Genomic DNA, 12,295 nt, shown 5'->3' with positions numbered 1-12,295 from the left:
TTTTTATCCGAATCTTATTTTTTGGTATTCATAGGAAGCGAGTCATCCAGAGATTTAACTTTAGTACGAATACGTGCCTCAAGTTGATCAATAATGAGGTTGTTATCTAGACGATCTGGTAACTGAATACCATCCTCATATAAACCACTGCTTTTCTTTCTGCCTGTAACAGCAAGATCTGCAATCTTGGCCTCGCCTGGTCCATTTACCATGCATCCAATTACGGCAATATTCATAGGGGTAATAATATCCTCTAGTCTCTGTTCTAATACATTAATTGTACCGATAACATCAAATTCTTGACGTGAACATGTTGGGCAGGCAATGAAATTAATACCCCTTGATCGAATACGTAATGCATGAAGAATATCAAAACCAACTTTTACCTCTTCTGTGGGGTGAGCTGCGAGCGAGATTCGCAATGTATCGCCAATGCCTTCTAATAGCAGTAAACCGATTGCAATTGCTGATTTTACTGCTCCTGCCCGTGCATTTCCCGCTTCTGTGATTCCTAAATGTAGTGGTTGGTGGATTTGTTTTGCTAAGAGACGATAGGATTCCATAGCAATAAAGATATCAGATGCCTTAACACTAACTTTAAACGAATCAAAGTTAAGTTTGTTTAAATGGTCAATATGACGTAAAGCTGAGTCTAGTAATGCTTGTGGGCTAGGTTCTTTATACTTTTCTTGTAGGTCTTTTTCCAAAGACCCACTGTTTACTCCAATACGAATTGGGATATTATAATGTCGTGCACAATCCACAACCGCACGAATACGAGATGGGTTTCCAATATTGCCTGGATTAATGCGCAGGCAATCAACTCCATATTCAGCAACTTTTAAAGCAATACGATAGTCAAAGTGAATATCTGCTACTAGTGGAACTTGTACTTGTTTTTTGATATAGCGAATAGCTTCTGCGGCCTCCATGGTAGGTACTGAGACTCGTACGATATCGACACCAAGACGCTCTAGATATTTGATTTGCGCTACAGTGTCAATCACATTCGTAGTAGTAGTGTTAGTCATGGACTGAATTGTAATAGGCGCATTATCACCTATAGGCACCTTGCCAACATAAATACGTGTCGATGGGCGACGGATAATCGGTTCTACATGATACATATTTGCTCCATAGTTTCTGATTACTTGATATATATTATACGGCTCCTAAAGTGAGACGGGGTAATAACTGACTTAAATTTATATGATGTTATTTGAGTAGTGATTTTATAATGAGAATTCTCAGAAGAAAATCCCTTGGCAGCAAGTAACATACATGGGGATGATGTGTATATCTAGGCTAGATGCTCGTGTTAATAGATCATGTGATACTGAAGTTTTTTTCGTTGCAGGAGGACTTTATTCTAATGCAATACTTTGAAATTTTTTTTCAAAATGTGATCAATTTTAAATTGATGTTTTATACACGTCTTGCTTTATACAGCATGCTTGTGCTGCATGCGAATGGTAAATTAATGGTACTCTATGGCATTATTTTAATGTGTTTAATAGAATCATTGTGTATCTATTTATCATCGATAAGAAAAAACATATTTGTATATGTTGTACAGAAATAATGGAATGTCTGTTTTGATTCGTGTGTATAACATTTAGGAAAAATTAAAGTAAATCATCTTGTAAATCACGTGTGAGATTGATGATAAGAGTTTATTTTTAGTTTCTAGATAGTGGATATGTCACTTTTGCAAGTATTCACAATGCGTTAGTTAAGGTATTATTATCTAATATAAAATTAATTTGTATTTATTTTTACTGCTGCATGTTGATTAGTCACGAATGCCACATGATTTTGATCCGTTATACTACTTTGCCACCACCAAATTACAGTTAAGCTGATTAAAAATAATAGTATAAACCAGGTGAAAGCCACTAAAAGACTATCTTTTTTCTTTTTATTTTTCCCTAAAGAATAACTTTTCATGACAGCAACCTGTGGATCTTTAATCTGCGTATGTTGAGCTAACATCGATCGTAGTTCTTCTTCTGGAATGCGCACTAAACGAGCATATGAGCGAATGTAACCTCTAAGGAAGGTAGATGCTAGTGAGGTAGGCACGTTATCTTCTTCGATATCACGAATGACAGAGATTTTCAGGCAGAGACGATCGGCAATATTTTTCTGGGTTAAACCCAGATTTTCACGAGCATCACGCAGGCGTTCCCCTGTTGAATTAATATTAGATGTATTTTGAGTTTCTTCAGTATTCATGAGTGAAAAATGCTTCTACTGTATTGATAGTGGAAAATTTGCATTAGTTTACACATACAGTAAACATAAATATCCTCTTTCGTGCATGAGAGAGTTTTTAGCTAACAATGATCAATAAATTCAGTGTAGGCATATGATTCTAGATATACCGTAGAATGTATTAGCAGTCAAAACTCTGTGTTTATGTCTTATGTGCTTCTTTTGTATTGAGTCATGATCATATAGATTTGAGTATTATGTAGTAGGTTTCACCATCACATGTATTATTCCGGTATATCTACGTTAGATATACTATAAGCAATTCTTTAATTCTTATATATTATCAGATTTGAAGAAAATCAGCAATTTACTAGACTATCTCGATCTATATTAATGTGAAACTGTAATGCATGAGGCCTTGTTTTATATTCCTGGTTAGAATGTGTATTCTGCTAAATCTTATGTAGGGGGTCAATATTATATGTCATCTATAGTGAATACTGAGTAGTTGTAGATTGATGTTGTTGACAAAGTTACATACTCAGAGAATTCTGATTCTGCAGACGCCCTAGTGTTTATTACGAGTACTATAGTAAATATATCATATTATCATACTCTATATTAAAATCCTCTTCTTGCGCTAGATAAAGAATACGAAGTTTATGTAATTGATAGATAAGCTGCTTACACAACAGAACGCCATCAAATGCACGATTCAGGAAAATAATACACCATATCTACATACATCATACTTGTTTTTATTGTTCTTGTCTCGCTCTTAGGAGCGTATTATATACGTATGTTATTATAACCACTCTGATTTCTTCAAGCCCATACTTCATGAAATTTGTCTAGTTCCTATGATGACTATAAAATTTTAATGGAGTTAGAGTATTGGTATGTAGAGATTAGTTATCGTGGCGCAGAGTCAGGAATGCACTGTTGGTTTCTTTTTTATATCATGTTAATGACGGTTGATGATATCCCTGGTTAATTGTCCACACGCAGCGTCAATGTCAGAACCGCGAGTTTGTCGAATAATAGTAGTAAAACCATATTCCGTGAGGATTTTAGCGAAACGATGAATGCAATTATTCGAGCTACGGGTATATAATGTTTTTGGAAAAGAATTCCATGGAATAAGATTAATTTTACAGGGAATATGCTTGAGGAGATTGGCTAGCTGATGTGCATGTTTGACACTATCATTAACATGATTTAACATCACATATTCAATTGTTACTCGTCCTTTAGTAGCATGAGCTTTACTTATGTAGCGCTGTACCGATGCTAATAAATCTTCGATGCTATATTTTTTATTAATAGGCATTATTTGGTTACGAAGATCATTATTAGGTGCATGTAGAGAAAGTGCTAGTGCAATATCAAGGCTATCTCCTAATTTATCTATAGCTGGAATGATACCTGACGTCGATAAAGTCACTCGTCTTTTGGATAGGCCAAAACCATAATCATCTAGCATTGTTTTGATAGCCAAGGTGACATTAGTTAGATTTAATAATGGCTCACCCATACCCATCATAACTACATTAGTAAAGGGACGTTTTCTTATCTTGTTAGTAGTGCAAATAATTTGTGCTGCACGCCATGCTTGGCCGATAATTTCAGATACACGTAAATTACGGCTAAACCCTTGCTGTCCTGTCGAGCAAAAGGTACAAGCCACAGCACAACCGACTTGTGAGGAGAGACATAGTGTTGCGCGGTCTTTTTCTGGGATATATACTGTTTCAATTTGTTGATCACCAACTATCATGGTCCATTTAATAGTACCATCTGAGGATGTTTGTTCTTTTTTTACTTCAGGTGCGTGGATTTCAGCAAACGTTTTTAATTTTTCGCGGAATGATCGACTAATATTTGTCATTTGATCAAAATCACAGCAGTAATCATGGTAAATCCATTTCATTACTTGCTCGGCATGAAATGATTTTTCTCCTAAATTATTAAAAAATGTACGCATTTGTATACGACTAAGATCTAGAAGATTAATCTTTTCTTTTTTTTGAACTAGATTAATAGATAATGGATACAATGGTGTGGTGGTTAATTCACGCATAAATAGTGTTTCACTGTATGTTAACTAGTTGGAGTGATCTCTATAATTTACTATAGCCACAAAGGTAGATCTTATAGATAATTTGCATCTTGATGATTATGTCATCTAGTATACAGCATGGGTCACAAAAAATATTTTAATAGACAGTCATGCTATATTGTTGTTTAAAATACATAATACAGGTGCTAAATGGAATGGACTAAAGTTGTGATTATTACACATATCAGAATATGCTTATAAAGCATAACGCGATAGATGATAATGGTATCTACAGCACTTCACAGCAGTATTCTACTGGTTTTATACTTAATGACATAGATTATTGTGTACTGTTATATGTTCTTCGTTTTTTCACATCAAGAAAACAGGTGTGTTATTTATTATTTTTCTCTATCTTTACTGAGTTTATGGAGGCAAATAAACTCTATAGTGCAAAGATGCCAATGTTTTTAGTATTATTTGTAAGCGCATTTGTTAATAGTAGATAGCCGGTGAGTGCTCGTGCATTAATGTGTGATCCAATTCATAAACCATCTTTTTTAAGACAAGGTATGCAATCAAGAGGTCATAGGTGTCATAGGTATGGCAGTTGATTGTCTTAAAAACTTACTATTGTAAATGCATAGCATGTAATAGTACATTGGGTATATAAATTACCAAAATTGTGGAAATATTTCGTGATCTTGAAAGAAATACGTCATTTCTCGTCTTGCTGATACCGCAGAATCAGAACCATGAATGGCGTTCTCTGTTATATTAGTAGCATACTTTGCGCGTATAGTACCAGCAATAGCATTTTTTGGATTCGTAGCGCCTATTAAATCTCGGAAATGCTGGATAGCATTATTTTTTTCTAGTATGAAGATTATCGCTGGACCTGACGTTATACATTGAATTACTTCTTCAAAGAACGGCTTTTCTTTATGTTCAGAATAAAATTCTGCAGCCTGTTCTAGGCTGATATGAAGCATCTTCACAGCAATAATTTTAAATCCAGCGTGCTCTAAGACATTCAAAATGGCACCAATAATGTTTTTTGCTACTGCGTGTGGCTTGATTATCGAAAATGTACGCTCTATCATCATATGAACCTTTAGCGGAATATTTTTTATCATTTTAGTCTATTCAGTATGCACAATAAGTGGATAAATAAGATTTAGTGAGCAAAAAATAGATTCTTAAGATCAGTCAATTTTTTAATCGTGGTAGATAATTTCTATTATCTCTTTCCTATCAAAGTACTCCATGGCTGAGAAGTGTATATGTGTTTTGTGCAGACACCGACATGCATCTCGAGACCTATTTTCTAACCATATCCGATTATATTGATCGCAAAGATCTGTGATTTTTAAGTTGATCAGAGCAAAACCTCCTTTTATGTATTAAATAATGTTTTTACATGTAGAGAATATTATTTACAGTACTTTTTATTTTAGTAAAGTCTAGAGACAACATGTGTGATATATGCGTTCTGTGCTCTCATGAATGTCATGTTTTTGCAAAGTGAGAACATGAGATACTAATATGTAAGAGTATCATAGAATATGTGTGATGTTGAATGATAAATAAAGCGCTGAATGATGTATAGATGATATTATAGCTCGTATGTCTTAATATAATCTGTGCGTTTTATAGTCAAATATCTTGCATGCGCTTGCACGAGATCTTTTAGATTATGGTAAATTTTCTTAGCCATTTGATGGAATACATAACACAATGCATAGTAATCATGCGCACCATATGATAATGTATTGATGAAATATTCAGTACATCACATTTGAATAAGATTTTTGATGTGCATCACTGGATTAACTTTATTTTCATAGTTCACCTCCTCCCAACCGAAACCAAATAATTTCATAAATTCATTTTTATATCCACGTAGATCAGTGATCTTATGTAGGTTCGTGTTATCTACACTATGCCAAAGTTTAAAAATTTTTTCTTGAATGTCGGGGTGTATTTCTTCATAGTCTGCCCTGAAGCGTCCTATGTCGTCTATAATAGGTGTAGTACTGTATGCGCTGTTTTTAAATAATCCATATATTTGTTCAATGCAGCCCTCGTGTGTATTCTGTTCTTTCATGGCCTTGAAGAGCAGTGATAAATACAGAGACATCATTGGAATCGCAGCGCTAGCTTGAGTCACCACTGCGCGCAGTACTGCTACACGCGCATCGCCTTGACAATGTTTTGTGAGTGCATTGCGAATGCATAGAGCACGTTTCTCTAAATCTTTCTTTGCAGCGCCAATTGAGCCGTTCCAGTATATGTCATGAGTAATTTTGCCGCCAAGATAGGTAAATGCGATAGTTTTAGCCCCTTTAGCTAAAGCGTCTGCTTGTAGTAGCGCATTAATCCATATTTGCCAATTTTTTCCGCCCATTACAGCTATAGTTCCATCAATTTCTGTTTGTGAAGCAGGCTCGAGGGATATATCTACTACAGTCTCTGTGTCTGTATTGAGTCCTCTTGTTTTTAACGTTTGTCCTATAGGTTTCAGAGTAGAATATAAAATTTTTCCAGTTTCTTGGTGCATGCAACGTGGTGCAGCTAAACTGTAGACTACAAGATCTACCTGTCCTAAATCTTTTTTAATAATTTCAATTGTTTTATTTTTGATAGAATTGGAATATGCATCTCCGTTGATGCTCGTGGCGTAGAGGCCTTTCATGTGAGCTAATTCTTCAAATGCACCAGAGTTATACCAACCGGCGCTGCCAGACTTGTGTTCTAGACCTGGGCGTTCCAGAAAGACGCCTATCGTTTGGGCTGAGCATCCAAACGCAGTGGCAATGCGAGCAGATAGCCCGTATCCTGTGGAGGCGCCTAGTACGAGCACTCTTTTAGGCCCTTGTTCTATTTTTGATTGAGTTATGACGTATTGAATTTGTTTTTCTACATTAGTTTTGCATCCTCTTGGATGCGATGTAGTACATATAAATCCACGGACACGCGGTTTAATAACCATATTTACCTCAATAAAACATTTAGTAACTTATCTTCTTCAGAGTAACGTAACATGAATAGATGAAGTATGATGCATTATGTGTTTTTGATTACATATGGAGTAAAATTATATAATATAAGCATATGTTTTGGTGTATTCATAGGTTTAAATATTACGACCAGACGATCTAGGTGTAAACTCGTGTATTATACAAGATAATAACAACATGATACTTTAAAATTTAAAGCTGATATGTCCTATGTACAGGAGGTAAAATGCAGCGTTGCTTTTGAGTTAATAATCATGTAACAGTGTAGTTGAAAGGTATTAGTCGAGAATAATATCTTTATGTATCAATATATTGAGTATCTCATAGGTTGTGCCTAGTCATGCATTGAGTATATCCTATAATAGGGTTTAGGTGGACATTGATGGATAGAGTGATAATGATGAAGCGTGACTGGAGGAAATACACAGAATCATAATTGCGCAGCATAATGTTGTTAGAACTCTGAAATATATCTATTCATTATCATAGATCATCTAACAGTTGTTAGTAATGGATGTGCAGTAATTTAATGGAATCTTTCTTTAGTTTGGAGATCTGTAATCGAGATTTTATTACGCATGTAAAAAATATGTTGTGAATGGTGTGTGTGACACATTCACATAATCATATATATGTTATAGCGGTTCTTACTATGACGTAATGTTATTACGTAGCATACTAATGGCTATCTAGCAAAATAGACAGTCAGATAATTTCTATTTCTGTTTCTATTTCTATTTCTATTTTATTTTTATGCTCTGTGTCTAGTATATTTTGATTGTATAGGTGGCTTAAAGACACAGGGTCTTGAATTATTGTCATATGCCTATTTTTTAATGATATTAACCACTGGGTATACTTACTACGCACTCTAATATAACTAGAGTTAAAAAGCTGACCTATAAGCCGGGTTCTGTCGTGGACAGTCATTCATCTAGGCCAGGAATCACTTACTGGCTCAAGCAGCCTACCCGAGCTCTGTACGGGCCATACTTGACGAGCTTCTATTTGGCCTTGCTCCGGATGGAGTTTACCGTACCACGTACTGTTACCAGTCGCGTGGTGCGCTCTTACCGCACCATTTCACCCTTGCCTAACCCATCGTAAGTATTGATATAGAACCTTATAGGTTGTCGGCGGTTTGTTTTCTGTTGCACTAGTCGTAGGCTTTCGCCTCCCAGGTGTTACCTGGCATCCACACCCTATGGAGCCCGGACTTTCCTCCCCAGAGTAGTGTTTTACCAGTAGGTATGACCCTGGGGCGACTGTCTAGTCAGCTTTAAATTGAAGTATAGAGAGTTTTTAGGAGTTTGTCACGTATTATTAGCTCTATTTCGATGCTGTTAGATGCCTTACGTTAGAGCAAACTACTCTAATTATATATTTTGCTACTTATGATTTTTTTCTCTTTCTGAACATTACTTGTACATTGACATTATTTGGCTATGCAAAGATTTTACTATAAGCTTATTGTATAAAAGAAAGATCATATATATTGTAGTAACTTTTTATGCATCAACGTTAGGGTGTAGTCAATCATTATATGGTATTTACAACACGTCTTCCTTAAGATGATCAGAGCGTGATACGCTTGCTGTAATATACCATGGGATATGCTCTGATAATTCCATGTGTTTATCAAATCTTCTTTTCATCAATAAAATTTAATGAGAACTTCCATCATGGTGGATCAATTATCTTCTTTGCGGACAGTGAGTACTATTGTGGCTGACACGGGGGAGGTCATGGAGGTCAAACATTATCAACCGCAAGATGTTACTACGAATATTTCACTTATTTTAAGTGCAATCAAGATGCCTGAATATAGTGATTTAATGCATGCATCTATTGCGTGGGCGCATACACAGAGTCAAAATAAAGAGCGACAGGTGGAATGTGCAGTTGAGTATTTAACCGTACATCTTGGAGCAGAAATTATTCAGTATATACCTGGTTGTATCTCAATAGCCATTGATGCACGTTTTGCTTATGATGTACACAATAGTATAGTGCAGGCACGGCGATTAGCTGCCATATTTAATAATCACGGAATTTCTAATAAACGTATTTTAATTAAGTTAGCTGCGACTTGGCAGGGTATTTGTGCCGCCACACACTTAGAACGAGAAGGTATTCGGTGTAACTTAACCTTATTATTTTCTTTTGCACAGGCTCGTGCTTGTGCAGAAGCGGGGGTATATCTTATTTCCCCATTTATAGGTCGTATTTTTGACTGGTATCAGCTTCGTATTGGCATCAAAAAGTATACAGCGATTACCGATCCTGGTGTGATATTTGGGAGAAAAATTTATACCTATTATAAGCAACATGGCTATCGGACTGTAATCATGTGTGCGAGTTTTCGTAACATAGATGAAATTCTTGCTCTTGCGGGGTGTGATTGTTTGACAATTTCCCCTAAGTTTTTAAAAGCACTATCTGAACAGAAAGGAGATATTACTCGCAAACTTTTTTATCACGGTGTTCCGCAAGAGCGTCCCATGCAAATGACTGAATGTGAGTTTTTGTGGCAGCATCATCAGGATCCTATGGCGGTAGAGAAGTTAGCAGAAGGTATCCGTCATTTTGATATAGAACAACGAAATTTGGAAAAGATGCTATTGCATTTGATGTAATCTATAAGTTAATTTTTAGAATGACAATATACCTTTTGGATGATATGTATCCTGTATCTGACGAATACAAGTCTGTATATAGATTCATGTGATTATTGTGTAGATATAACATCAGTAGATATAATATGATACGTATCACAGGTGAGTAATTATATGAGACGCATTATATGTAGCTTTTAGCATTATTTTTCAAGATCTGGTGATCTCAAAGATCTTTATAATATATGAAATATACAAATAGTGTCATAGCGATAGTGGTTGACTAACGTGGTTTGGTGAAGATTTACAGGTGGGGATTTGGTGTATGCTGTGTTTGTTATCTATAATATAGCATAGCAGGAGATAATGCTCTGTATATAGTAAATATATTGTTGTAGTCATAATATATTTTAATCATTCTATTAAGAGTATTGGTAAAATCAGTCATTGATGTTTACGAGTTTTTTATTTTAAAGCAGGATGCCATATCTATAATACTGATTTTGTCTTCATTAGCTTGTATGAGGTGTTGCGTGTACAAGTAAAACAAGGAGAAAAAAATAGAGTTGTATAAAACAGAGTATAAACCCTAGAGGTGTAAGAAAAAATTTTATATTAGAAAACAATTTATATCAAATCCTAGTTGAGATTGCTTATATACTTGTATATATAGTTCTATAGTGTGTGATATTAAATAAAAAAGCCGGTCATGATTTGAATTTAGTAACATCTTGAAATACCATTCACAAGCGTGAATATGCTATATAATATAGTACATATGGTACGAGTATTTCTCTGGAAATACATCATCGAATAGTATTAACTATGACATTTTTAAAAACTCACAATAGAATTCATGCATGTATTGCACTGTGTATTGCAGACAAATCTGTAGTATTTTACTAATAAAAACATGTGTTCAATGTTTCAAGTTATGTGGTACACGCATAGTGCGTTGAATTATATGACGTAGTGGATAATTGTTCATTAGTCACACAGTAAATACTACTTAACAGTATTTAAGAAGCGCGAATGCACATGGGAAATATCATATGAATTTAATAGGATTGCTAAAGTCTACAACGATAGCCTAGGGTGTTATTCTAATGCTAACATAAAGAAGTAAAAAGAGGTATTAAATGAATCGCGCTGTGATTACTGGCTTGGGTATTGTTTCCAGTATCGGTAACAACCAAGAAGAAGTCCTAGCATCTTTACGTGCAGGGCGCTCTGGGATTACTTTTTCACAGGAGCTCAAAGATTCTGGAATGCGTAGTCATGTATGGGGTAATATTAAATTATCTAAAAAAGATATCGCATCACGCATTGATCGTAAAACCTTGCGATTTATGAGCGACGCCTCTATTTACGCTTTTCTATCTATGCAAGAAGCGATCCAGGATTCAGGATTAAGAGAAGAAGAATATCAGAATAATGCACGTGTGGGGTTAGTGGCTGGCTCAGGTGGTGGTTCTCCCTTTTATCAGGTAGCTAGCGTAGATGGAATGAGATCTAAAGGTTTACGAGGGGTCGGTCCGTATATGGTGACAAAAGCGATGGCCTCTGGGGTCTCAGCGTGCTTGGCAACACCATTTAAAATTTACGGTGTGAACTACTCTATTAGTTCTGCTTGTGCAACCTCTGCACACTGCATTGGACATGCTGTTGAGCAGATTCAATTAGACAAGCAAGATATTGTGTTTGCTGGCGGTGGTGAAGAATTATGCTGGGAAATGTCGTGTGAATTTGATGCAATGGGGGCGTTATCGACGAAATATAACGCTAGACCAGAACAAGCCTCACGGACTTATGATATTGGGCGCGATGGTTTTGTTATTGCTGGTGGTGGCGGTATGGTGGTGGTTGAAGAACTCAATCACGCTATTCGTCGTAATGCTCATATCTATGCAGAGATTATAGGGTATGGAGCAACATCTGATGGTCTAGATATGGTTGCGCCTTCTGGAGAAGGCGCCACGCGTTGTATGCGCATGGCTTTGCAAGGGGTTGATGCAAAAATTGATTATTTAAATACACATGGCACTTCAACATTGATCGGGGACGTGAAAGAATTAGGTGCCATTCGTGCTGTTTTTTCTGAATATAATCCAGCGATATCCGCTACTAAAGCAATGACCGGTCATTCACTAGGTGCAGCTGGTGTGCAAGAAGCGATTTACGCACTATTAATGTTGGAATATGGATTTATTGCACCCAGCATTAATATCGATATATTAGATCCAGCCGCAGAGGGTTTTGAGATCATCACTTCGACTTCTAAGCGTGTCTTAACAACAGTCATGTCCAATAGTTTTGGTTTTGGCGGCACTAATGCAACATTGGTCATGTCTAAAGTAGAGGGTAGGATGTAAGCCTGTATCATTAAT

The 12,295-nt window shown here is 35.9% G+C and carries 7 protein-coding genes and 1 other RNA gene; 2 read left to right on the top strand and 6 right to left on the bottom strand.

Annotation, left to right across the window (positions count from 1 at the left end; all coding sequences use genetic code 11):
• Window positions 1-14: 14 nt before the first annotated feature.
• The 6 genes from ispG to rnpB form a co-directional block, all read right to left on the bottom strand.
• Window positions 15-1,127, bottom strand: coding sequence for a flavodoxin-dependent (E)-4-hydroxy-3-methylbut-2-enyl-diphosphate synthase (gene ispG / locus ERCIKOCA2762_RS02545; protein WP_157988614.1), 1,113 nt, complete (start codon window positions 1,125-1,127; stop codon window positions 15-17).
• Between the two features lie 631 nt (window positions 1,128-1,758).
• A complete protein-coding gene (gene rodZ, locus ERCIKOCA2762_RS02540; RefSeq protein WP_157988613.1) occupies window positions 1,759-2,235 on the bottom strand; it encodes a cytoskeleton protein RodZ in 477 nt (158 codons plus the stop codon).
• A 943-nt stretch (window positions 2,236-3,178) separates the two neighbouring features.
• A complete protein-coding gene (gene rlmN, locus ERCIKOCA2762_RS02535) occupies window positions 3,179-4,294 on the bottom strand; it encodes a dual-specificity RNA methyltransferase RlmN (RefSeq protein WP_157988612.1) in 1,116 nt (371 codons plus the stop codon).
• Between the two features lie 653 nt (window positions 4,295-4,947).
• Window positions 4,948-5,379: a nucleoside-diphosphate kinase gene (gene ndk / locus ERCIKOCA2762_RS02530; RefSeq protein WP_157988800.1), complete on the bottom strand. Its 432-nt coding sequence runs from the start codon at window positions 5,377-5,379 to the stop codon at window positions 4,948-4,950.
• A 686-nt stretch (window positions 5,380-6,065) separates the two neighbouring features.
• Window positions 6,066-7,265, bottom strand: coding sequence for an enoyl-ACP reductase FabV (fabV, locus tag ERCIKOCA2762_RS02525; protein ID WP_157988611.1), 1,200 nt, complete (start codon window positions 7,263-7,265; stop codon window positions 6,066-6,068).
• A 914-nt stretch (window positions 7,266-8,179) separates the two neighbouring features.
• Window positions 8,180-8,574, bottom strand: an RNA gene (gene rnpB, locus ERCIKOCA2762_RS02520) — RNase P RNA component class A.
• A 401-nt stretch (window positions 8,575-8,975) separates the two neighbouring features.
• Between rnpB and tal the strand changes: the two genes are divergently transcribed.
• A complete protein-coding gene (tal, locus tag ERCIKOCA2762_RS02515; RefSeq protein WP_157988610.1) occupies window positions 8,976-9,929 on the top strand; it encodes a transaldolase in 954 nt (317 codons plus the stop codon).
• A gap of 1,118 nt (window positions 9,930-11,047) precedes the next feature.
• Window positions 11,048-12,280 carry a beta-ketoacyl-ACP synthase I gene (fabB, locus tag ERCIKOCA2762_RS02510; RefSeq protein WP_157988609.1) on the top strand — a complete coding sequence of 411 codons (1,233 nt, stop codon included), beginning with the start codon at window positions 11,048-11,050 and terminating at the stop codon, window positions 12,278-12,280.
• The last annotated feature ends 15 nt before the right edge of the window (window positions 12,281-12,295 follow it).

The organism is Candidatus Erwinia haradaeae, assembly GCF_900698935.1.
GTDB classification, from domain to species: Bacteria; Pseudomonadota; Gammaproteobacteria; order Enterobacterales; family Enterobacteriaceae; genus Erwinia_E; species Erwinia_E haradaeae_D.
Note: the sequence above shows the minus strand (reverse complement) of the source record. Positions and strands in the feature narration are given on the sequence as shown.